Raw genomic sequence first — 21,370 nt, forward strand, 5'->3', positions numbered from 1 at the left:
CTATTGATCTTAAACCTTTTGAAAAACGGGAGATACTAATTTATATTTTAGGGAAAAATGCTGAATAGGGTGATCAAATGAAAAAACAAATTCTAGTTGTTGATGATGAAATTAATATGAGAAACCTTATTAAGATTCACTTGAGTAAGGATTATGAAGTGTACGAAGCAGATAATGGTTATGAGGGTTTATCGGTGGTAAAAAGAAAACACCAAATGCTTGACTTGCTCATTTTGGATATTATGATGCCACAATTAGATGGATGGGAAGTTTGTAAAGAAATTAGACAAAATCTAAATATATCAATTCCAGTTTTAATGTTAACTGCAAGAGATGAAGTAGCTGACCGAGTAAAAGGCTTAGAAATAGGAGCAGATGATTATTTAAGTAAACCTTTCGCTCCAGAAGAACTTCAAGCAAGAGTTAATGCATTGATACGTCGCTCTAGTGTATCCCGACATGAAAATAATTCCGAAGGCTTCCTAATCTTTGGGAACGGTATCCTGACAATTGACTCAACTAGTAGAGAAGTTCGGATTAATAATGTTTTAATTGATTTAACTCCGAAAGAATTTGAGCTTATTCATCTATTGGCATTACATCCAAACAAAGTGTATACACGAGATATTCTGTTAGATACTGTGTGGGGGTATAATGAACCAACTGAACTAAGAACGGTTGATACACACATTAAAAATATAAGGGTAAAGATGAAGAAACTACAGATTAGTTTTAATCCGATTAAAACGGTTTGGGGAGTAGGGTACCGGTTGAATAACCCTGACGAGAGTGCATGAAGAATTTTAACAGCATTACTTGGAAGCTTGGCTCTGTAATTATTATATTATTTATTATTATAGCAATTCCCCTCGTCTACGTAATCGATCGTTTATTTACTGACTTTTATTATAAACAAGTACATGACAATATTCACGAGCTTTCTATACGTTATGCGTCTTCTCTTAATAACATTCAGGATGAGACAATCATTGAATTACTTCAACAGTTATCATTTCTAACAAATACTGAGATCATTGTTGTTGATGAAAATGGACAAGTTATCTTTAGTTCTTTAGAGACTGTAGCACTCATTGGGGGGGGGGATCTATCAACCGATGAATTATCAACACTTCGTGATGGTTATGATACAGATATAGAATATCGGAATGATAATACTCATTTTTTAGCATCTGGGAGTCCTGTTTTTTCAAATGATCTATTTTTGGGAGGTGTTTTTGTGCTATCTTCTGTTGATGATATACATAAATCCATTTCTCAAGTCCGTTCATTATTGTTTATCGCACTTCTCGGAGCAATATTAATAGGTATAGGAATTACTTATTTTGTCACTCGAAAATTATCTAATCCGCTTCTATTAATGGAAAAAGCTACGAGAGAAATAGCCAAAGGGAAGCTAAAGACACGAGTCAATGTACATTCATCTGATGAAATTGGTAAATTATCATCAGCCATTAATGACCTTGCAACTGAACTGGATTCATTTAGAACAAACAGAAGAGAATTCTTTGCAAATATAGCTCATGAGCTTCGTACACCGCTATCTTATTTACATGGGTATTCCCAAGCATTAAAAAATAATCTATACATGGATGAACACGAAAGAAATGAATATTTATCAATTATAGAAGTAGAGACAACTAGGTTAACAAGACTTGTTGAGGATTTATTTGACCTTTCAAAAATGGAATTAGGAAAAGTAGACGTATACACTGAATGGGTTGATATAGAGGAAATAGTTGAGTCTGCAGTTTATAAAACAAGCATTCACGCAAAGAAAAAAGATTTATTAGTTAAAACATTTTTCAACGAGCATACGCCTCTTATATATTCAGATGGAGGCAAGCTAGAACAGCTGTTTATTAATCTTCTAGACAACGCCATCCGCTACACAAATCAAGGTGAGATTGAAGTAATTGTTAAAACTGAACCTGATAAATGTTTGGTTGATGTTAAGGATACAGGTATTGGTATCCCAGAAGCGGATATTCCATTTATATTTGATAGATTTTATAGAGTGGATAAATCGCGTTCACGTACTATGGGTGGAACAGGTCTTGGGTTAGCGATCGTAAAAAATATTATTGAATTGTTGAACGGAGAGGTTAAGGTAACAAGCGAAATAAACAAGGGCACAACTATTAGTATTTCGTTGCCGATAGAGATTGAAAGGGATAGCGCTTCATGAAGAAGAACTTAATTATACCTGGAGTATTAATTTTATTAGGAATTATTTGTTTTTCCATTGTAGTAACAACTTTAATTAAGCCGACAAGTATTCTTGATTATTTTAAGACATTATTTGAAATTTGTTTAATTGTGTTATGTCCTCTCATGATTTTTTCCGTATTTATAGTAATAAAATCAAAGTAAAAGTATTTCCTTATAATGTGGATTGTATGGGGAATTCGAAATTGTAGAGACTCTTATTTTTGTTTAGGACCTTTCACATGCTCATAGTCACAGGGGAGGAAAATAACCAATGACAATTGTCAATTTTTTTAATGGAAGTAACGAATGAGAAAGAAGCATTAAGAATGACTATAAATAAACGAAAAAAAAGTAATCTAAAAGCGCTGTTATATACAGCGTTTTTTTTTCTTATATTCATAAAATCTTTAAATTTTATTGGTACATTACAATAACGAGCAAGGTAATAAACAGGAGGTTGTTTATGGTAGGAAAGTTATGTGAGTGTGGGGAGCAAAATCAGGTAGGAACAGAGCTTTGTAGTCGATGTGGGAATCCATTAAAAGAGAGCGCAACAGATTTGATTAATATGCGATACGAAGGAACGGCAAGAAGGTCACAAGTCTATAATAAAACACGAATAGATAAAGCCTGGCAGTTCTTTTCTTCCGTGAAAGTTGGGGTTTGGTTAATCATACTTTTGCTTCTCGCATCAATAATAGGAACCATTTTCCCTCAAGAAATATACATACCACCTAATTTACCACCTTCAGATTTTTACAAACAAGAGTATGGGGTTTTAGGAGACGTATATTACCAGTTGGGCTTTAATAATCTATATAATTCATGGTGGTACCTACTGTTAATTGGTTTGTTAAGTATTTCTCTTACTGTAGCAAGTATAGATAGAGTAATCCCATTATATAAACAATTAAAAAATCAAAGAGTGACAAAGCATGTGAAGTTTTTAGAAAAGCAAAGGTTATTGGGCATTACTTATATAGAAGAAAAGGATGTTGATTATACGCATGTTCTAGAACGTTTACAATCATCACGTTATACAGTTAGAAAAGATGGGGATAATTTTCTTGCAGAAAAAGGTAGGTTTTCTCGTTGGGGTCCGTATGTTAATCATTTAGGATTATTTATCGTATTATTTGGGGGGATGCTTCGTTTTGTCCCTGGCTTTTATTTAGACGAAGTAGTTTGGCTACGTGATGGCGAAACAAAAGAAGTGCCTGGAACAAATGGAGAGTATTATATTAAAAATGAGAAATTTATTCTTGAATTTTATGATGAGAATGATCCGAAATATAAAGAAGCGATAAACAATGCAGGAGGAGTAGTTCCAAAAAACTATCAAACGAATGCTATTTTGTTCAAGAATACTGGTTCTAGTATACCAGGTGTGGAACCCGATTTAGAGGAAATTAGGCGTGAACAAATTCGAGTTAATTATCCTCTTGAAATAGATAACTATGCACTATATCAAGTAAGCTATAAGCAAAATGAGTTTGAAAGCTTTGACTTTGCCGTAACTGAAAAAGCATCTGGTGAATCCTTTGGAAAATTTACTGTAGACTTAGTAAACCCAATAACTAAGTATCAGATTAATGAAACAATAGCTGTAGAGCTTATGAGTTATTTACCTGATTATGAGCTTGGTGAAAATGGCCCAATCACAAAATCAAAGGTCCCGAATAATCCTGCTTTTGCTTTTAATGTTATTGGTCCTAATTCATCCGAAGACGAGGTAAGTTTCCTATCCATTGGTCAAAACCTTGAACCGTTAGGTGAAAATAACTATAAAATTGAACTTGCGGGGGTTAAGACTAGGAATGTTACCGCACTTACAATCCGTAAAGATTTAACATTAGGTATTATTGGCTTAGGTGGATTTATTTTTATGGTTGGACTTGTTCAAGGTAGTTATTGGCAGCATCGAAGAATATGGATTCAACGATTCGATGATGAAGTATGGGTTGCTGGTCATACGAATAAAGGGTGGTTTAGCTTTCAGAAAGAGCTACGAAATGCATTTCAAAATACAGGCATTTCAGTTCCAATAGATCAATTAGAAAAAAGGACAAGAGGGAAGAACGGGGAGGAAGAGAATGTTTCAGCTAAGTAGTCAATTATTAGGAATCTCGTTTTTTATATTCTTTATCGCAACTATTTTATTTTCTGCATCTTTTAAAACTCGTAAAAATAAGGATACAAAATTATCAAAAATAGAAAAAATGGCATTTATATTGACTATTTTTGGTTTCTTATTACAGGTTTCATATTTTGTCTTGAGGTGGATTGCTTCTGGGTATGCCCCAGTTAGCAACATGTTTGAGTATATGACGTTTTTTGGGATAACGATAGTTTTAGCATTCATTATTATATACCTAGTATATAAAACAAGTATATTAGGCGTTTTTGCTTTACCTATTGCTATGATCATCATCGCTTATGCCAGTGTTTTTCCTGATAACATGCAGCCGCTTGTACCAGCCTTGCAAAGCTACTGGTTAAAAATACATGTGACAACTGCTGCGTTAGGTGAAGGTGTTTTAGCGATTAGTTTCGTGGCAGGTGTGATTTTTCTAATAAAAACAGTTAATCAACAGAAGACGACAAAAGAAACAGTATTCTTAGAGCTAGTCATGTATGCTTTACTAAGTACAGTTGGTTTCGCTGGTGTTACTTTAATATTTAATACAATGAACTATGAAACTAACTATAGTTGGGTCAGCGAAACAGATATAGAAACAACGATTACATATACGATGCCAGCGATCGTAGGCCCTCCAAACGGAACCCTTGAAGAATCTAACAATTCATATGGTGCTTTAGCTAAGGCTCCTTCTTGGATGAATGGGGTAAATGCACCAAGAAAGTTGAATTCCTTATTGTGGGCATTATTAAGTGGATTAAGTCTATATATTATAACAAGATTAGTATTAAGGAAAAGAATAGGTGCCTTCATTCAACCAAAGCTAAAGAATGTCCGTGATGACATTCTGGATGAAATAGGATACCGTTCTGTATTAATAGGATTTCCAATTTTTACGCTAGGTGCCTTAATATTCGCGATGATTTGGGCACAAGAAGCATGGACTAGGTTCTGGGGGTGGGACCCAAAAGAAGTATGGGCCTTAATTACATGGTTATTCTATGCAGCATACTTACACTTAAGATTATCAAAAGGGTGGCAAGGGAAGAAATCGGCTTGGTTAGCAGTTATCGGTTTTATTATCATCATGCTGAATCTAGTTGTAGTAAATCTAGTCATTGCAGGTTTACATTCATATGCATAAATCTGTGAGGAGGTAACTGCGATGAACAAGCGTATAAGGACTATTTTACGAGGGTTAATTTTGTTAGGGTTTGTGTTAGCTATCGGGTATGTGTTGTACTCCAATTTTTCTAGTGAAAAAGGAGAGATTGCTATTATAGGTAAGAGAGCACCAGATTTTAAATTGGTCACATTGGAAGGAGACTATGTACAGCTTAGCGAGTTAACAGGTAAAGGAGTATTTCTAAACTTCTGGGCTACATATTGCCCACCATGCAAAAAAGAAATGCCTTTTATTGAAAATTCTTATCAATATTATAAAGGCAACAGTGTAGAAGTGCTAGCAGTAGATGTAGGAGAGCCGAAATTAACAGTTCAATCTTTTGTTGATCAATACAATTTAACATTTCCAATTTTATTAGATAAAGATGAACAGGTGCTTAACGCCTACAATGTTGGACCTATTCCAGTAACTTTTTTAATAGACAAAGATGGAATTGTAATAGATAAAATAGTTGGAGAAATGACTCAACAGGATGTTGATAATTACATGAAAAGAATCCAACCTTAAAAAGGAGTGATAGAATGAACCAAAAGAGAATCAGATTGATACTGATAATGCTGTTTGTTTTAGTTATTTTAGGAACTGTTGGGGATTTTTTATTTAATTCTAAAAATGAAAACATTGAGGTAAATAATACAAGCGAACTTTCCTGGAATTCATTATCCCAAGAGCAGGTAGTTAATGCTATGGAAAAGGACGATGTTATTCTAGTTGACCTGCGTGAAGTAGAGCTTTATCAAAACAATCATATACCAGGATCCATCAATATACCTTTTAACGACATTAGGAATCGTTACACAGAACTAGATGCAAACAAAGAGATTATTTTTATTTGTCACTCTGGACGCATGGGAGCAGACAGCAGTCAGTTTTTGATAGATAAAGGTTATAAACAGGTAGGGAATTTAAATGGTGGTATGAACCAATGGTCTGGTCCTTTGGAAAGTGGACAACAATAATTATTGGGAAATTTTAATAGCTCAGTTTACCAATTGTTTTAGCATTATTGATCAGTTATAGTAATAATAAAAGGCTTTTTGCTTTCATAATAGGTTTTATATTTTTAGTAGTTAGTCTAAGTAAGAAGAAAAGAATACACAAATTAAATGCTTTTTTATTAGTACAAAAACAACAATATGTGAAAACAGCCTAAAAAGGGGAAGGAAAATTGAAGAGCTACTCAAGGTTTAAAATTTCTTTTATAGCTATTACAAGCTCCCTAATCGTAATTTATGAACTAATCCGTCATAAATTTATCATACATCGATTATCCTATTATGCAGATATAGTCATTTCTTCATCTATCTTTATAATGGGAATTGTTTTAATATCCATATATTTTTTTAATAACCTATCCAAACTTGAGAAAAAGAAATATGAAAAAGAAAAAGAAGCAAAAGCTCTTTATGATAGTAGTATAGATGGTATTTTCCTGTTCAATGAACAAATGCGGTTGGAACATATGAATCAAGGTGCAATAACTATGAGTGGAAGGGAAACAATCGAACCTTTACATCTAAACGACTTGATTTGGATTGAAGAAGGTATAATTGATAACTTCAATAAATTGTATGATGGAAAGCTAATAAAAAAGAATGGCGATCAAATCCCCATAAGTATTTCAGCATCTAAAATATATAGCGATCATTCATTAAGGAATAAAATTGCTTTAACAGTAAGAGACTTATCTTCTCAAAAAGAATTAGAGGCAACAATAATAGCTTTATATACAGAAACAGCTAAAAAACAATACCAATCTGAGAAGTTATTTAAGCTATCGAAGATAATTATATCTTTAGGACGTTTAACATCGAATAAACATGTTGTTCTTCAAAATGCACTAACAATTGTTAATAATTTATTGGGTTGTAATAGTAGTAGTTTACTTATTGTCAATTACAATGATCTATCAAACCCAACTGTAGTATCCACAGGAAAAGTTGATAAAAATTCTATCCTATCTTTGTACCGAGAAAAAGTAGAAGTTACAAAAAATAGTGATTCTTCTTTAATGTTTTTAAAGCTGCAAACAAAAGATAAATCAGAAATCATTGGATACCTCATATTACAGAATTCTGATACTCCTAAAAATGAAGTGTTAACTAATGTTCTACATACTTTGTCTATTTCCTTGGAAAATGTCTTTCAATATGAAAAAATAAAGGAAATTGCAATTGTTGAAGAGAGAGAACGATTATCCAGAGAGATGCATGATGGATTAGCCCAAGCAATTAGTAGTATGAAAATATTACTTGAATATATTAAAGCTAAAACGTCAGAAGATCATTTAAATAAAGATCAATTTTCCTCAAGTTTATATCAATTGGATGAACTAGTTAATTCCACCTATAATGAAATTAGACAGTACTTATTTGAACTTCGCTTATCAAAAGATACCGAATTGTCCTTATTTAAACTAATAGATTTGTATAGAAGAAAATACATGGAACAATTAGGGGTAGATGTTCAGTTTGAACAAATTGGGATTTCAAAAGATGTAAAATATGTAACCCCACTTGTGAAAATGCATATCCTACGTATTTTACAAGAAGTGTTCAATAATATTAATAAACATGCTCAAGCAACAAGTGTAAAAGTGAGCTTACTTAAAATTAATGAAGAAATACACATTCAAATCAATGATAATGGGATAGGTTTTGAAAATCTTGGGGAGAGGGATAAAAAGTACGGTTTAAAAACGATTCATGAACGTGCAACATTAATTCAAGGAAATATAAAAGTTGATTCAAAATTAAACCAAGGTACTTCTGTGGAATTAATTATACCAATAGATAGGTGATTCAATGAAAAAAATTAAAATATTAGTGTGTGATGATTATGAAGTATTAAGAAAAGGACTTGTCCAATTACTGCACATACAACCTGAGTTTGAGGTAGTAGGTGAAGCAGGCGATGGGTTGGAAGTCATTTCATTGACACGAAAATTGAATCCTGATGTAATACTGATGGACATCCAAATGCCAGAAAAAAACGGCATAGAAGCCTCGAAACAAATTCGAACATTCAATAGTAACGTAAGAATTATTATGCTAACAATATCCGATGAAGAGCATGATTTATTTAATGCTATAAAAAATGGTGCAAATGGTTATTTGTTAAAAAACCTCAACATGGAAGAATTATTTTCTTATATCAAATCGGCATACGAAGGATATCCTCCTTTTACCAAAGGGTTGGCTGATAAAATATTACAAGAGTTTTCGATTATTTCAACTAAAGTTGAAGCTTCATCAGAAATAAATAATTTAAGCGACCGAGAAAAGGAAATTTTAGAACTTGTTTCGAAAGGGTATACAAATAAAGATATTGGTAATTTCCTTTATATAAGCCCCCATACAGTGAAAAAACATTTGCAAAATGTACTCGCTAAATTACATGTCACTAATCGAGCTCAAGCCGTTGCTAAAGCAGCTCAAGCAGGAATACTAAAGGATATATAGGCTAAATGACCTAAAAAAAGGAGTAGTAATAATACTCCTTTTTTTTAGTTTGTTATCCATATGGTTAACAGACTATTAATTCAATTCAAATTATAATAATAATGTGAAAAAAATATAATTTCGCTGAAAGAGGGTAGAAAATGAAGCAAAATAAAAATCTTATTCATTACATTATTTCGAGTTTCATAATTGTAGTGTTTCTAGCAGGGTGTTCAACAGTACAAGATAAAGAGGTTTCTGTTGAAAAGGACGTTGAAATTTCTAATGAAAAAGTCAGTGAAACTAGTAGTCAACAAGAATCTAGTGTAATTGAGAATGCGGAAAACACTGAGGATATAGAAGACACTGAGATTACAGAAAACACCAATGATGCAGAAAGTGCTGATAAAACTGAAACTGCGTCATCTGATGAAGCTGTTAGTAACGACAAAGTAATAGAAATTTCAGCATTTGAGATGGGGTTTAATCCTGAAAAGATTACTTTAACAAAAGGTACAGAATATGAATTTATTTTAATAAATGAAGGTAAGGTTTTCCATGATTTAAATGCTTATGATATGGACATTGAAATAACTTATATGGATGAAATGGATGCACACCCTGATGAAGTGTCTTTCATCGATAAAATATTCGGTGTTAAGGTAGTGTCAGCTGATGGTGAAAAAGAAGCAATTCATATGAATGTAGATGTTGAGCAAAGCAGTAGAATCAAATTTATACCTTTAAAAGAGGGAGAATTTAAAATCTATTGTAGTGTTCCTGGGCATGAACAAGCAGGAATGGTTGGGACTATTATTGTTGAAAAATAGAAATCGGTCTCATTGAAAAGTGAGGATTGATTGTAGTCAACTCCCACTTTTCAATTTTTTAAGTATAAACCTGCTAATGGTGAAGGTTAGAGGGAATAGAACAATTAATTGAATAACTGGTAAAAGTCCAATGTTTGTATTTAATACTAACGGCATATATTCTGAATAAGACCATCTTTTAGTATATAGTGCTGAACTCTCAAAATAAAAACTTAAAGCTAACGCATATAAGAAAATGATTATATAAGTGACTTTGTTAAATTTATTAAATATCCACTTATCATTTCCGTGAATAAATGTTAGTAAAAGAAATAAAATAATTGTCATATTAACATCCCCAAATATTGCTTGCCACATGAGTGGCTCAACAATTGACATTGAAGACATATTATAAAAAATCCCACACTGTAGGAATTCCCAAACCGAATGAAGGATTAACGATACAACAATAATTATAATTAATTTCTTTAGAATTTCCATAACTTCACCTATGATAATTAGTTGTTGGTTTTTAAAGGATCTTTTCATAGAATTTGTTGCAGGTACTAAGTTGAATTTTTCCTTGATCAACCACAAACGCTAGATGTATACATGATTATATTTGTGTAGTAAAAGAAAAATCAATGTGAAAACATTCTTATGAAAATTTAAGTACGTTTTGTGCTGCTTAGTACTGGTATATATACTTCATTGTTTTGTATAATGGGTTGAAAGATGTCAAGAGGACGCGGAGGTGGACCACCAATATTTATACCGAATTCATCGTATTCTCCTCCGTGACAAGGACAATAAAATGTTAGTTCCTTATTACTTTCATTTTTTTCATCATCGCTAACCTCACCAGCAATACAACCCAAGTGGGTACACACAGGAGACATAATTAATAAGTTATTAGCATCCTCAGGATCAACATTTACATACACAAATCCTTCTCTTTTTTGCTCGACCCATGCATCTTGAATAGTTGTAGAATAATTGATTTTTTTAGGAAAAGGGCCTTTTTTTATGTCCTCTAACAATCCTAATTTTGCTAAAGAACTAGTATCTATTGTCTCCTCGTTATTACATGCAGTCAGACTTATTGGAACAACAGCAAGCGTTAACATACCAAGAGTACCTTTAGTACCGTTTTTTAAAAACCTTCTTCTACTCCATTTCTCCATCATATTTTAACCCCCTTATTAAAGTTTATAATAGCGTAAATTTATGAAGATTTTATGTATTTTGAAAAGGGAGAAACTTGAGGTCTTTACTCACTCTATTTCTTCATCTAGTTTTATTTTTCTAAAGGCATAGCAAGAAGAACAGTTTCTTTGTATGAGATTCATTTGATGTATTGAATTTACGTGAAAATAAGTTAAAAAAGCACTGTTCCATAAGGTATTATCTGCAATAAGTGAAAATGTTGTTCTTACACTGAAATGCTTTTTTAATTTGTGCTTTGACACGAAGCAAAGACCTTCACATCATCTATGTAAGATCAAATCGTTCATGGTTCACATCATCACAACCAAATAATTACATGACTTTTGTTGTCAAAAATAGAGCTTCAACCTGACTTCAGTCATGGTATTCACTGACGTATGGATAGCTATTTCTTGATTATTGGTATATGGGACTTAAAGTTACATCTAGATACTATTTTTTTATAAGATCAAGAAATATATTCTCGTAACAATAGGGAGTCATTTTGAGATAGTGGATTCCCACACACAATCATATTAAAATTAAAAGACTTTTTTAAGAAAATTTGTTGTTTTTGTCACTAAATTACCATAGTAAGAAAGGATTTAATATATTGGACATAGTTTTTCAAAAGAAATGATTCCTCCAAGGGTAGTTGTATATATATTACTTAATTGAAAAGCAACAATTAATGAGAAAACAACCAATAAAAAATGAGAGATCGGTAAGTTGAAGTCATGAAAAGTTATTGACATTTCAAATATATCAAGCTATTATATAGAGTATTCACGACAATATATCGTGATTCCGTAGCTCAGCTGGGAGAGCGCTACCTTGACAGGGTAGAGGTCGCTGGTTCGAGACCAGTCGGAATCATCCTAACGCTAGAATCCTTGATAAATCAATGGTTCTAGCGTTTTTTATTTCCGTTGACTTGTGCTTTACTTAGTAGATTTAAGGGGAATTTATCACAGGGTAGCGGTGCTAGAGGTCTATACAAAGCCTTTTTACATCGATTGCTCCTAATCAAAAATATTCGGGGTAGCGGTGGTACTATTCGTCTATTATTTCGTAATAATAAAATAGGAGGCGTAGTTTATAGCTACTAAACAGGCTTGCAACGTTATGTTTATATGAAGAAGTGCCGACTAGCATCCGGACAAAATGTCCCGTGACGAATACCTGATTATGAGTGATATGCAAGAAGAAGAACGACATAACGACGAAGTTTCATTAACATGGGCTGAAAGTGTCAGTACCGACGGACGTGACTATCGTGCTCAGACGAGAGATTATCGAAGAAAAATGAGAAATTTATCGTAAGGTATACAACTTTTTGTCAGTTTCACGGCTATACCTTATAGAAGGATACTAAATACAAACGATCGCCCTCAACGGAGATAGTTACGTCTGAGAGCGATTGAGCTACTGATTCGGTAGCGATGTACTTATACATCTATCGAAGAACTTAAAGAAATAAGATCCGATACAATTATCTCCACCGTCACTTAAACACATAACTGTGATTCGAGTTACGTTTGTATATGAAAAAGTGAATACATTATCATTTTGACCTGGATCATTTCTCGGAGGTACATCGAACACAAAATCTGTACCATTTGTCGTAATCGTAGCACGGAGTCCACACTCTGATGAATCAAGTACAACAATATTTCCTGTCAGTAGACCTCTAAAGTTTCCTCCTAAAATAGTCATGGATTCACCGCACGCTATGTTAATATCACCACCTCGCTGGTCGATTTCCATAGGACAATCACAGCAAGCAGTTTGTTCTTTGACTGTGGATACAGTGCTACCACAACATGATGATTTTGAAACATACGCACTCATTTTACTACCTCGTTTCATAGTTTGTTTGCGGTATTGTATGGTTAATTATTTAGTTTTGATTAGGCGTAAGAGTAAATATTTTGGTGTTTAACGGCCAACCGCAAATCAACGCGGTTGGCTTTTTTATATTAGTCAAAGGAGGCGACCTAACATGGCGCAAGAGCGCGAAGTTGGCGAGTTATCAGTAAAATTAAACGTTGATGTTTCCGAAGCCATTACCGGTTTAAAGGCGATTCAACGTGAAGCAAGGAAAGTAACGCAGGCACTTCGGGAGTTGGAGGCACAGCGTAACGGAGGTGTCAGCGATAACTAACATTCTAGTAATCGATCGTTCAACAGGTGAAGAAGTCACTGCTGACTATGTTGTGACTAATCGCCTTCAAGCTACAGCATATCGCAAGCGCAAAGAAGCCGAGCAATACGAAATTACTGACGTAGGTAAGCGTTGGGTAGCCAGTTACCACGACCCGATTCGCAGTAATATAATAAATCTATCGTTAATTGAGGCGGGGGCAATCGTAAAGTTGCTTCCGTTTTTGCGTTTTAAAGGCGAGGGCAAATTACCGTTGAAGCAAACTGAGATTCAGCGAATATTCAAGCGGGGCAGGGACGCCACTCGCGATATATTAGACCGGTTGCACTCGCTCGGTGTTATTTCGATTCAAAAGGAAGGGCGCTCGAATGTGTTTTCATTAGCGCCAACTTTCATACGATTGGCGACGTTCGAGAGGGCGAGCGATTTACGAAGTTGTACCAAGTGAAAACCAGCGAAATAGTTGACGGGCTGGACTTGAGTACGACGGGCTTACTGTATAAAGCGCTGCCGTTCTTTCATTATTCCGAATATTATTTATGCGCCAATCCTAACGAAGAGAATCCGGAAGTGATCGAACACCTAAATCGTGAACAGTTGGCGGAAGCTATAGGGCACGATGCTGATACGGTGACAGAAGCGATTAATAAATTACGGAGAAAGCGAGCAATACTGACGACTAAAAGTGGTCAGACCATACGTTATTTAATTCACCCTGACTTGATGTTCCGTCAAAAAGTAGAGACTGATTGGACGAAATCGGTGCGTAAAATGTTTGCGCAACATAAAGTTCGATAAAAACATGCGGTGAAAACCCGTCATATTAAAAGTGGGTCAAACCGTTGGGGCAGTACGGGAGAGGTCGGTTTTAGGCGATTTTTCTTCTCTTTATCTTGTTACAAGCGCAGAAGTATTTGGGCTCTTATGAGCCCGCGCCTCATTCCGTTTCACTACATTCGCGCTGTGGCCCTTTATCGTTGGTTATTAAATAATCGCCGAGGAAAGTAATAAAGGACAGTGACAACTTGAGCGAAGCGAAAGGCGGCACAATGGTTTTAAACTTATTAAATCGATTGAAAGGGCGGTGAATATGGCGCAATTAAAAGAAACAGATGATTTCGGTTATATATTCGTAAACTACTCCGTTATATACCATGAGTTACCGGTAATAGACGATCTAGTATACGTAAGTTGTATTGGTATCTTTAACGTTGATAACGTATATAACAACGGTGATATAGACGTTAAGTATAACGATGGTAAAGTAGTACGGTTACCAACGTCATATTATCGTTTAATTAAACGGAAAGGAGGAAGTTAGGAATGGCACGGAATTTAACGGAAGCACAGATTGCAGGAATTACGATATTAGCAATGCCAAAAAGGAACGGAATGAAGTACGCTGAAATAGCCGAAGAGGTAGGCGTTACAGAACGTACATTACAGCGTTGGCGTAAGCTCGATCATTTTAATGAAGAATTAAAACGTCAGATTATGCGCAACAAACTAGATAGATTACCGGAAGTAATGGAGTCGATACCCGATCATATTATCAAGGACGGTAATGCTGCGATGTTTAGGACGTTGTTGCAGGCGCATAGTATGTTAACGGAGAAAGTCGAAGTCAATTCCAAAGCAAAAGAGGAAGGCGTTAGTGTGTCGGATATGAAGGCGAAGATCGAACGTTTTAAGCAAACGGTAGACACTGACGAATAGAGAGCATTAATTAATAGGAAGGGATGCAGAATAATAGGGTGGACTTGATGTCGGTTGAGGTCGTACGTCCAATCACAGTGAAGAAACATGCATAAAATATTACATTAAACTGTGCTAATGGAGGTAGAATGATGAGTCAATATAAAAAAGTGAGCACGTGTTGCGGAAGTACTATCAAAGAAGATAAAACGTGTGATTGTCCATGCCAATTGATTGTTGATGATGTTCAATGTGCATTCGAAAATTTAAATAATGAAAACCCAATAATAGAGTTTTACAATGGAAGGGAAGTTGGATTGCACGGTAACGTCGGATTGAATGTAAGTGACCCCAATGATAAGGCAGTTTTTAACTTTACTTCAAATGGCGCAGTACAGCCTATAACAATAGATAATAACAACCGTTGCAAATTCTTTTCGTTGAAGAATGTAACTAAAGTAGATGTGATGTTTATGGGAGCAAATGGAACTACTTTGAATGGGTTTATTGATTTGCATGGAATGACAGAGCCGTGTAGTTAGGTCTGCACGACGCACCTGACGCGCGGTACCCCGAACACTTTCGCCTTAAAACGGAAGGTTAATCGTATGCACTATTTTAGCGTAGTAAAGGGAGTTCGACACGCTACAAACACAGTAATGCAACGATGTATAAAAACGTGCATATTCGATAAATCCACATGCCTTACAAACGCTGTCATACCAACGGTTGTGAATACGTATTGGTTCCTATAGTTACTATTATGTAAAATAGAAATGAATACCTTATACAACGATATACACGAATTAGAGTGTGGTCGCAAGGGGAAAACGACCTATCCTCAAGCACCCCCAGCGAATAGCCTTTATCAGACAGAGGAACAATGCGGATTCAAAAATCACTTTGACCTTGCACTCGCATACATTGGTAAAAACGATTGTATGGAGGTCGGTACAATGGTGCTGGATTATGTTTCCAACTCAATCTAAGGCACAGTGTCAGTCATAGATACGAAAACTCATTCAGTTATCGCAACAGTACCCGTTGAAGAATCACCGGACACTATAACAATAACTCCGGATGGTAAATTGGCTTATGTTTTGTTTGCAGTAAGTGATGATAGTTTTATAGCTATAATCGACACAAAAAACCATTCTATTATCGCAACAGTTCTGATAGGGGTTGACGAAGATTCTATAAATGCTGTCTATTTTACCCCCGATGGAAAACTTGCTTATGTTACGAATGCGGGTTCTCAAAACGTATCAGTCAAGGTCGGAGTTGCAGCGCCCCGATCTCACGCTAAATCGTCGTTCCTTTTAAAGGCTTACCCGATTCATGAAGTTGTGTACCGATTACGCAAATATATCATCATTATTTCGGAAACGCTGGACGTATCGAGCGCCAATATGGATTGGATATCGAACCAACTAAAATACAACGAAAAACTACGCGCCTCCTTCGGTCCATTGCTCGATCCAGAATTGCAGGGTAATGAAAAAGACAATTCGAGCGAGTTTATTGCATGGCATCCGATTGTTGGCGAACAGCACAGGCGCGAGCGAGTAGCGTTAGTTCCAGCAGGTCGTAACTGGGACGGTAATCGCCCCGACTCGGTTATTTGCGATGACTTAGAGGACGCAAATACCAACGCATCGACGCCGGAATTATGGAAGAAGCTGCGTGAATGTTTCACGTTGGTAGTTATGCCACTCGGCGACCCGAAAGGCGAGTTAACGGCGTATGTTTACATGGGAACGACCGTACATCACGACGCTTTATTAATGAACATTCTACATAAACGGTCGTACTTCCGAACGAGGATATATCGCTCAATGATAGAGCAGCCGAAGAATATGGCGTTACGGGAGCAATGTCGCGGAATATACCAAGATCGCAACAACGCAAATCGAAGCGACGAAGCACTCAAATTTTACGATACAAATCATAAAGAAATGGATGAAGGTGCCGACGTGCTTTGGCGGACGTTCAGCCATTGTACAAGCTGATGAAATGGAAGTGGGACAACGGGTCGAAGGCGGTTAACATCGAATACCAAAACAACCCAATCGATGAGAAATCGATGATATTTGTGCCGAGCACCTTTTCAATTGGACGGATAACACATCGAATTTAGAAGTAGTTTTTAATAACGATGGGCGTTGACTTTGCGATGGGTAAGAAAAAAGGCGACTACTCGGCGATAGGTGTTGTTGCGAAGGATAAAATAACGAACACGTATTACGTCATTGATTCGTGGGGCGAGCGTGTTAACCTGACGTATTCATGAAAAAGGTCGTTGAAATGACGCTAAAATATCAGCCTCACGGCATAGCAGCCGAGGCACAAATGGCGCAGGAGTTTTTCGTCGATAAACTGAAAGAAGCATTGAGGAGAACGAATTACCCGGCACACTCGCGCGTTCATAAAATTCAGCAACGTCAGCGTAAAGAGCTTCGAATCGAGGCGATGTTGCCTGACATTGAAAGCCGTGGAATTCAGTTCTCAAGAAATCACGCCTTATTGCTCGAACAGTTTGAGCGATATGGAACGGGTGAGCATGACGACTTAATTGACGCAGTTGAGCAGGCGGTTTCAATATCGAAACAAGTAAGAGCTCGGGTAATGGAAAAGCCTGCGTGGTTGTAGTTTACTTGTTATTTTCTCTTTCTTCTATCAATCTATTAGACTTTGGCGTCAGTTTATTGTTTATATCTTTGAGTAAATTTATTATCCAAAATAAACAACCAACAACAACTCCGAAAGTGATATAAACTATCCAATCAAATGGTAAAAATACATCTAATAAGAAATACACGACGATTGCTGCAACAATTGTTTTTTCAAACTTCACAGAAAGTCCCCCCTCATAATCTATTAATTATATTACTAAACGAAAGGAGGAGGTGCAATGTATTAATAGGAAAACAATTTCTACCGGCAGGCGACGTTGAACGCTTAGCAAAATATAAACGCGGCAAATCATTCTTTGAGGGAAAACAACATGAAGTCTATCAACGCGCCTCGGAACTATTAAAAGAGACATCTTTTGCGTCGCAAATGGAAAAGTTATATATAGCGGTTAACATTATCGATATTCTATCAACGAAGCCAGCCGATTTATTAGTCTGCGAGCAAATTTGAGTCGGGCAAGGATAGCGAAAGTATCGAGCAAAGAGCGACTAATCGAATTGTGGAGGGAAGCGATATAACTGAGCAACTAAACGAACTCTCCGTCGGCAACGGATACGGAGTGCGTTTTCGTGTCTATGACCGATAATAAATTGATTGCGCCTCCTTCGCTACGAACGTGTACAATATAGGCAAGTTTGCCATTTGGTGTGAAAGCGACCATTGCTGGCCCAATAGCTACACTTACAGTTGCTATAACCGAGTGAATCTTGGTAACAATTACCGAAACGGAGTTACAGGCAGTACTTTCATTTGTAACATAAGCTAACTTTCTATCTTGAGTAATGGCAACACTACTAGGAAATGTCCCTAATCTATGCGGTAATTTCCCTCGTGAGTATTGAAAAACCCCCGTTCTTAATTGAGCGGAGCTAATTTGGTGTGAAGGCGATAGATACGGGATTTCCACCGATGAAAATGGTTTCGATTATTGAATGTGTTTTAACATCAAAGACAGATACCGTTTCATCCTGATTTCCAACGTAAGCAAACTTACCATTGGGTGTAAAAGCAACGAAATTCTGACCATTATCAGCTTGAATACTGGCTATAATTGAATGTGTTTTTGTATCAATAGCCGTTACTATAATGCCGTTAAGGGTATCAACGTAAGCTAATTTACCATCAGTTGTTATTGCGATATTATTTGGTAAACTATTTACATTGCCTACTGGAGTTGTAGTAATAACTGAGTGAGTTTTCACGTCGATACTAGAAACAGAACCAATCCCTCCATTATTCCTATTCGTCACATAAGCAATTTTTCCGTCCGGTGTGAAAGCGACAAAATGATGGAGCGTTTCCGACCTCAATAGTTGCAATAACTGAATGAGTTTTCGTGTCAATGACTGAGACTTCTGTGCTTCCGTTGAGCGCATTAGTGACATAAGCTAATTTACCATCTGGTGTAAATTTAATATTGCTTGGAAGCTGTCCCACTGGAACTGTCGCAATAACTGAATGAGTTTTAGTATCGATGACAGATACTAAACCGGATCCATTCACCACATAAGCAAACACCATCGCACCGACCTCCTTTTATTCGTTTATAAAAGTGGATGCGGTGATGTTCGTTGCGAGTATTGAAAAAGCCCCGTTCAAATGAGCGGGGGAAAGCTAGTTCAGCAAGGCAAAAATCTTTCGCTTCATATTATGTATGTTCGGAGATAGGCTGTTGTTTGTATTAATAACTAATCGAAGTAAATTTATTTCTCTCGTTGTCTTAGCGCTTCCCTTTCAAATTGCGCAAACTCTTTCGCTTTATCTTCTTGCATCTTGATAAATTCGTGGATCCACACGATTTTTTTCTCGAAGTTCATAAACTCAATTATTACCATATCGGGCTGACCGTCGATGTAACCAACTACGCAACAAATGTGCCAGTGTCCGTTGACTTTATAAAAGAAAGTTCGTGGTAATCTCTTAGTTGTTAAGTTCGATATGCCTAGTTTGGCGTATATAGTTTTCGCTTCTTCTTCGCTTTTGAAGTATACTTCCCTAGATGTTTCCATGGTATCTCGTCCTTCTCTTGAATCTTCTATATAAATAATCTATCATTTTGTACAGTTTACGACAATACGTTATCTAAACTCCCGACCATAAACCACACTCGCCGTCTTTTTCCGGTGTTCAATTACGTCCTTCACCGCATTCTTCACCCATTGTCTCGCCAAATCATCTGTCCCACCAGCTTTAAATAAAAGTCAACTATCATGCGCGGATTAAAACGCAAAGTGTGTAAGCGCCATCCAAATCGGCATGAGAATCGTCCTTTACAACGAGGTATTTACGTAAGTTAATGCGTTCATACAATATATAGGACCACGAAATATCATATTTCATAATTGCCCTCGTGACACTACGTGTAAATTCTCTTTCGGCTTTTTGCATTCAATCGCCTCCGTCTATTTTCGTTGATAATGACTCTAATTTGCCATAAAACTTCCTTGTGACAATGACTTGACTATTATCCTCCTGTACTGTTGACAATAAAGTTTGTTGAGCTTCTATTGGATTATAAAAATGTATATATTCTGCCAATTATTCAAGATTTAGGGTTGCAAATTACACCTGAGCATTACAACGCTTATGCCGATGCGGTTCTTGGAATATTGATATTGTTAGGGATTATTAATAATCCTACTACTAAAAACAAAGGTTTTGGAGGTGATAAGGAATGATACCAGTACACCTAATGATAATTCCTAAAAATAAATACAAAATTAAAAGATGGACTAAAAAGGAGCTAAAAAAATGCAGGAAGTCAAGTCTAAACTATCAAAGATACTAAAAGAAAGAAACATTACACAAAGCAAATTAGCAGATTTATCGGGTGTTACTCAGGCCACAATATCTAGGTTTGATAGAAACTCCAGGTTTGAAGCTAAGCACCTTTTTGCAATATCAAGAGCATTAGATATTACTATTGAAGAACTATTTGAGGTAGTGGAAGAAGAATAAGCGTTGATGCTGTCTCGTGACGAAAACCCGATTATGAGTGATATGCAAGAAGAACGACCTAACGACGAAGTTTCATTAACGTGGGCTGAAAGTGTCGGTATCGACGGACGTGACTATCGTGCTCAATCGAAGGAATATCGAAGGAAATTGAGCAATTTATTATAAACTAGCTTACTTTTATGCCCTCAGTTGTCTATACATTATAGAAGGATACTACAATAACGCACCTAAATAAACGGTCGTCCTCAACGAAGATAATTTCGTCTGAGAGCGATTGGTCAATATTAGTCAAAGGAGGCGGTCAGTGCGCGAATTAACGCTATCGCAAAGGAGTGCTCGGAACAACGGTGTTAGATATACATCTTTCAGTAATAGTAAAGTTATAATTTATCACACAAGTTTCTCCTGTACCTCCATTAGTACATGTAAGAGTTATTTGAGTGACGTTTCTATATGAGATGCATATAACATCCCCACTGATACAAGGACCTAAAGGAATATCCATCCCGTTTGAGGTTACTACTATCAGTATTTCACATGTTGTAGTAGGTTCTATGTTAACTGTACCGTTTACAGATCCTATAGTATTTCCATTAAAAAAGGAAAATGTTGGACTGCCGCACTCTCGCTCAATTCTCCCTGAGCATTGGTCAATAATTACTGGACAATCACAACAAGCCGTTTGTTCTTTGACTGTAGATACAGTACTACCGCAACATGATGATTTTGAAGCATACGCGCTCATTATTCTACCTCATTTCATAGTTTGTTTGTGGTATTGTATGGTTAATTAATTAGTTTTGATTAGGCGACAGAGTAAATGTTTTGGTGTTCTAAAGCTAATCGTAA

Annotated in this window: 29 protein-coding genes and 1 tRNA gene; 22 read left to right on the top strand and 8 right to left on the bottom strand. The window is 36.0% G+C overall.

Annotation, left to right across the window (positions count from 1 at the left end; all coding sequences use genetic code 11):
* Positions 1–77 precede the first annotated feature (77 nt).
* The 9 genes from ACSVDA_RS02230 to ACSVDA_RS02270 all read left to right on the top strand — a co-directional run bounded on the left by ACSVDA_RS02230 (position 78) and on the right by ACSVDA_RS02270 (position 9,825).
* A complete protein-coding gene (locus tag ACSVDA_RS02230) occupies positions 78–797 on the top strand; it encodes a response regulator transcription factor (RefSeq protein WP_485880485.1) in 720 nt (239 codons plus the stop codon).
* Entirely contained in the window at positions 794–2,206 is a 1,413-nt protein-coding gene (locus ACSVDA_RS02235) for a sensor histidine kinase (RefSeq protein WP_485880487.1), read from the top strand. The genes ACSVDA_RS02230 and ACSVDA_RS02235 overlap by 4 nt, the downstream gene beginning before the upstream one ends.
* 486 nt (positions 2,207–2,692) lie before the next feature.
* Positions 2,693–4,339, top strand: a complete 1,647-nt coding sequence (gene resB, locus ACSVDA_RS02240; protein ID WP_485880489.1) for a cytochrome c biogenesis protein ResB — start codon at positions 2,693–2,695, stop codon at positions 4,337–4,339.
* Positions 4,323–5,513: a c-type cytochrome biogenesis protein CcsB gene (ccsB, locus tag ACSVDA_RS02245; RefSeq protein ID WP_485880491.1), complete on the top strand. Its 1,191-nt coding sequence runs from the start codon at positions 4,323–4,325 to the stop codon at positions 5,511–5,513. The genes resB and ccsB overlap by 17 nt, the downstream gene beginning before the upstream one ends.
* Before the next feature lie 21 nt (positions 5,514–5,534).
* Positions 5,535–6,062, top strand: a complete 528-nt coding sequence (gene resA / locus ACSVDA_RS02250) for a thiol-disulfide oxidoreductase ResA (protein ID WP_485880493.1) — start codon at positions 5,535–5,537, stop codon at positions 6,060–6,062.
* A gap of 14 nt (positions 6,063–6,076) precedes the next feature.
* Positions 6,077–6,514 carry a rhodanese-like domain-containing protein gene (locus ACSVDA_RS02255; RefSeq protein WP_485880495.1) on the top strand — a complete coding sequence of 146 codons (438 nt, stop codon included), beginning with the start codon at positions 6,077–6,079 and terminating at the stop codon, positions 6,512–6,514.
* Between the two features lie 209 nt (positions 6,515–6,723).
* Complete coding sequence (locus ACSVDA_RS02260; protein ID WP_485880497.1) at positions 6,724–8,355, top strand: sensor histidine kinase; 1,632 nt, start codon at positions 6,724–6,726, stop codon at positions 8,353–8,355.
* Between the two features lie 4 nt (positions 8,356–8,359).
* Positions 8,360–9,016, top strand: coding sequence for a response regulator (locus tag ACSVDA_RS02265; RefSeq protein WP_485880499.1), 657 nt, complete (start codon positions 8,360–8,362; stop codon positions 9,014–9,016).
* Positions 9,017–9,156: 140 nt separating this feature from the next.
* Positions 9,157–9,825: a plastocyanin/azurin family copper-binding protein gene (locus ACSVDA_RS02270; protein WP_485880501.1), complete on the top strand. Its 669-nt coding sequence runs from the start codon at positions 9,157–9,159 to the stop codon at positions 9,823–9,825.
* Positions 9,826–9,861: 36 nt separating this feature from the next.
* Here the strand turns inward: ACSVDA_RS02270 and ACSVDA_RS02275 are convergent, their stop codons facing one another.
* Together ACSVDA_RS02275 and ACSVDA_RS02280 are read right to left on the bottom strand one after the other, a co-directional pair.
* Positions 9,862–10,395, bottom strand: coding sequence for a hypothetical protein (locus tag ACSVDA_RS02275; RefSeq protein ID WP_485880502.1), 534 nt, complete (start codon positions 10,393–10,395; stop codon positions 9,862–9,864).
* 77 nt (positions 10,396–10,472) lie between these two features.
* Positions 10,473–10,991, bottom strand: coding sequence for a QcrA and Rieske domain-containing protein (locus ACSVDA_RS02280; protein WP_485880503.1), 519 nt, complete (start codon positions 10,989–10,991; stop codon positions 10,473–10,475).
* An 822-nt stretch (positions 10,992–11,813) separates the two neighbouring features.
* Between ACSVDA_RS02280 and ACSVDA_RS02285 the strand changes: the two genes are divergently transcribed.
* Both ACSVDA_RS02285 and ACSVDA_RS02290 read left to right on the top strand, forming a co-directional pair.
* Positions 11,814–11,886, top strand: a tRNA-Val gene (locus tag ACSVDA_RS02285).
* A gap of 288 nt (positions 11,887–12,174) precedes the next feature.
* Positions 12,175–12,333 carry a hypothetical protein gene (locus ACSVDA_RS02290; RefSeq protein WP_485880505.1) on the top strand — a complete coding sequence of 53 codons (159 nt, stop codon included), beginning with the start codon at positions 12,175–12,177 and terminating at the stop codon, positions 12,331–12,333.
* 102 nt (positions 12,334–12,435) lie between these two features.
* Here the strand turns inward: ACSVDA_RS02290 and ACSVDA_RS02295 are convergent, their stop codons facing one another.
* Positions 12,436–12,861, bottom strand: a complete 426-nt coding sequence (locus ACSVDA_RS02295) for a hypothetical protein (protein WP_485880507.1) — start codon at positions 12,859–12,861, stop codon at positions 12,436–12,438.
* 151 nt (positions 12,862–13,012) lie between these two features.
* On the opposite strand from ACSVDA_RS02295, the gene ACSVDA_RS02300 reads away from it, so the two are divergent.
* From ACSVDA_RS02300 to ACSVDA_RS02330, 7 genes are all read left to right on the top strand, one after another.
* A complete protein-coding gene (locus ACSVDA_RS02300; RefSeq protein WP_485880509.1) occupies positions 13,013–13,174 on the top strand; it encodes a hypothetical protein in 162 nt (53 codons plus the stop codon).
* Positions 13,175–13,744: 570 nt separating this feature from the next.
* A complete protein-coding gene (locus ACSVDA_RS02305) occupies positions 13,745–13,972 on the top strand; it encodes a hypothetical protein (protein ID WP_485880511.1) in 228 nt (75 codons plus the stop codon).
* Positions 13,973–14,264: 292 nt separating this feature from the next.
* Positions 14,265–14,495: a hypothetical protein gene (locus ACSVDA_RS02310; RefSeq protein WP_485880512.1), complete on the top strand. Its 231-nt coding sequence runs from the start codon at positions 14,265–14,267 to the stop codon at positions 14,493–14,495.
* A gap of 2 nt (positions 14,496–14,497) precedes the next feature.
* A complete protein-coding gene (locus ACSVDA_RS02315; RefSeq protein ID WP_485880513.1) occupies positions 14,498–14,890 on the top strand; it encodes a phBC6A51 family helix-turn-helix protein in 393 nt (130 codons plus the stop codon).
* Between the two features lie 131 nt (positions 14,891–15,021).
* A complete protein-coding gene (locus ACSVDA_RS02320; RefSeq protein WP_485880514.1) occupies positions 15,022–15,411 on the top strand; it encodes a hypothetical protein in 390 nt (129 codons plus the stop codon).
* 453 nt (positions 15,412–15,864) lie between these two features.
* On the top strand, positions 15,865–16,878 hold the full coding sequence (locus tag ACSVDA_RS02325) for a hypothetical protein (protein WP_485880516.1): 1,014 nt from the start codon (positions 15,865–15,867) through the stop codon (positions 16,876–16,878).
* A gap of 277 nt (positions 16,879–17,155) precedes the next feature.
* On the top strand, positions 17,156–17,518 hold the full coding sequence (locus ACSVDA_RS02330) for a hypothetical protein (protein ID WP_485880518.1): 363 nt from the start codon (positions 17,156–17,158) through the stop codon (positions 17,516–17,518).
* Between the two features lies 1 nt (position 17,519).
* Here ACSVDA_RS02330 and ACSVDA_RS02335 read toward each other — a convergent pair whose 3' ends face one another.
* The 5 genes from ACSVDA_RS02335 to ACSVDA_RS02355 form a co-directional block, all read right to left on the bottom strand.
* Positions 17,520–17,723 carry a hypothetical protein gene (locus ACSVDA_RS02335; RefSeq protein WP_485880519.1) on the bottom strand — a complete coding sequence of 68 codons (204 nt, stop codon included), beginning with the start codon at positions 17,721–17,723 and terminating at the stop codon, positions 17,520–17,522.
* Positions 17,724–18,089: 366 nt separating this feature from the next.
* Entirely contained in the window at positions 18,090–18,470 is a 381-nt protein-coding gene (locus ACSVDA_RS02340; RefSeq protein ID WP_485880521.1) for a YncE family protein, read from the bottom strand.
* On the bottom strand, positions 18,433–18,813 hold the full coding sequence (locus ACSVDA_RS02345; RefSeq protein ID WP_485880523.1) for a YncE family protein: 381 nt from the start codon (positions 18,811–18,813) through the stop codon (positions 18,433–18,435). Before ACSVDA_RS02345 ends, ACSVDA_RS02340 begins: the two co-directional genes overlap by 38 nt.
* Positions 18,803–19,084, bottom strand: a complete 282-nt coding sequence (locus ACSVDA_RS02350; RefSeq protein WP_485880524.1) for a YncE family protein — start codon at positions 19,082–19,084, stop codon at positions 18,803–18,805. The genes ACSVDA_RS02345 and ACSVDA_RS02350 overlap by 11 nt, the downstream gene beginning before the upstream one ends.
* A 182-nt stretch (positions 19,085–19,266) precedes the next feature.
* The gene (locus ACSVDA_RS02355; RefSeq protein ID WP_485880525.1) at positions 19,267–19,572 is read right to left on the bottom strand and encodes a hypothetical protein; all 306 of its coding nucleotides are present in this window, start codon (positions 19,570–19,572) and stop codon (positions 19,267–19,269) included.
* A gap of 471 nt (positions 19,573–20,043) precedes the next feature.
* On the opposite strand from ACSVDA_RS02355, the gene ACSVDA_RS02360 reads away from it, so the two are divergent.
* The 4 genes from ACSVDA_RS02360 (at position 20,044) to ACSVDA_RS02375 (ending at position 21,315) form a co-directional block, all read left to right on the top strand.
* The gene (locus ACSVDA_RS02360; protein WP_485880527.1) at positions 20,044–20,241 is read left to right on the top strand and encodes a hypothetical protein; all 198 of its coding nucleotides are present in this window, start codon (positions 20,044–20,046) and stop codon (positions 20,239–20,241) included.
* 73 nt (positions 20,242–20,314) lie between these two features.
* Positions 20,315–20,521, top strand: coding sequence for a helix-turn-helix domain-containing protein (locus ACSVDA_RS02365; protein ID WP_485880528.1), 207 nt, complete (start codon positions 20,315–20,317; stop codon positions 20,519–20,521).
* Between the two features lie 33 nt (positions 20,522–20,554).
* Positions 20,555–20,686 (top strand): hypothetical protein, encoded by a 132-nt coding sequence (locus ACSVDA_RS02370; RefSeq protein WP_485880530.1) that lies wholly within the window; start codon positions 20,555–20,557, stop codon positions 20,684–20,686.
* Between the two features lie 275 nt (positions 20,687–20,961).
* Complete coding sequence (locus ACSVDA_RS02375) at positions 20,962–21,315, top strand: hypothetical protein (protein WP_485880532.1); 354 nt, start codon at positions 20,962–20,964, stop codon at positions 21,313–21,315.
* Positions 21,316–21,370 lie beyond the last annotated feature (55 nt).

Origin of the sequence: Cytobacillus sp. Hm23, assembly GCF_051842895.1 — a bacterium.
GTDB lineage: Bacteria > Bacillota > Bacilli > Bacillales > SM2101 > Nanhaiella.

Bases quoted from the DNA above. Each gene is read 5' to 3' on its own strand.
- ACSVDA_RS02230 (WP_485880485.1), top strand. From the start codon at position 78: ATGAAAAAACAAATTCTAGTTGTTGATGATGAAATTAATATGAGAAAC.
- ACSVDA_RS02235 (WP_485880487.1), top strand. From the start codon at position 794: ATGAAGAATTTTAACAGCATTACTTGGAAGCTTGGCTCTGTAATTATT.
- resB (WP_485880489.1), top strand. From the start codon at position 2,693: ATGGTAGGAAAGTTATGTGAGTGTGGGGAGCAAAATCAGGTAGGAACA.
- ccsB (WP_485880491.1), top strand. From the start codon at position 4,323: ATGTTTCAGCTAAGTAGTCAATTATTAGGAATCTCGTTTTTTATATTC.
- resA (WP_485880493.1), top strand. From the start codon at position 5,535: ATGAACAAGCGTATAAGGACTATTTTACGAGGGTTAATTTTGTTAGGG.
- ACSVDA_RS02255 (WP_485880495.1), top strand. From the start codon at position 6,077: ATGAACCAAAAGAGAATCAGATTGATACTGATAATGCTGTTTGTTTTA.
- ACSVDA_RS02265 (WP_485880499.1), top strand. From the start codon at position 8,360: ATGAAAAAAATTAAAATATTAGTGTGTGATGATTATGAAGTATTAAGA.
- ACSVDA_RS02270 (WP_485880501.1), top strand. From the start codon at position 9,157: ATGAAGCAAAATAAAAATCTTATTCATTACATTATTTCGAGTTTCATA.
- ACSVDA_RS02280 (WP_485880503.1), bottom strand. From the start codon at position 10,991: ATGATGGAGAAATGGAGTAGAAGAAGGTTTTTAAAAAACGGTACTAAA.
- ACSVDA_RS02290 (WP_485880505.1), top strand. From the start codon at position 12,175: ATGTCCCGTGACGAATACCTGATTATGAGTGATATGCAAGAAGAAGAA.
- ACSVDA_RS02295 (WP_485880507.1), bottom strand. From the start codon at position 12,861: ATGAGTGCGTATGTTTCAAAATCATCATGTTGTGGTAGCACTGTATCC.
- ACSVDA_RS02300 (WP_485880509.1), top strand. From the start codon at position 13,013: ATGGCGCAAGAGCGCGAAGTTGGCGAGTTATCAGTAAAATTAAACGTT.
- ACSVDA_RS02310 (WP_485880512.1), top strand. From the start codon at position 14,265: ATGGCGCAATTAAAAGAAACAGATGATTTCGGTTATATATTCGTAAAC.
- ACSVDA_RS02315 (WP_485880513.1), top strand. From the start codon at position 14,498: ATGGCACGGAATTTAACGGAAGCACAGATTGCAGGAATTACGATATTA.
- ACSVDA_RS02320 (WP_485880514.1), top strand. From the start codon at position 15,022: ATGAGTCAATATAAAAAAGTGAGCACGTGTTGCGGAAGTACTATCAAA.
- ACSVDA_RS02330 (WP_485880518.1), top strand. From the start codon at position 17,156: ATGAAAAAGGTCGTTGAAATGACGCTAAAATATCAGCCTCACGGCATA.
- ACSVDA_RS02350 (WP_485880524.1), bottom strand. From the start codon at position 19,084: ATGGTGTTTGCTTATGTGGTGAATGGATCCGGTTTAGTATCTGTCATC.
- ACSVDA_RS02355 (WP_485880525.1), bottom strand. From the start codon at position 19,572: ATGGAAACATCTAGGGAAGTATACTTCAAAAGCGAAGAAGAAGCGAAA.
- ACSVDA_RS02365 (WP_485880528.1), top strand. From the start codon at position 20,315: ATGCAGGAAGTCAAGTCTAAACTATCAAAGATACTAAAAGAAAGAAAC.
- ACSVDA_RS02370 (WP_485880530.1), top strand. From the start codon at position 20,555: ATGAGTGATATGCAAGAAGAACGACCTAACGACGAAGTTTCATTAACG.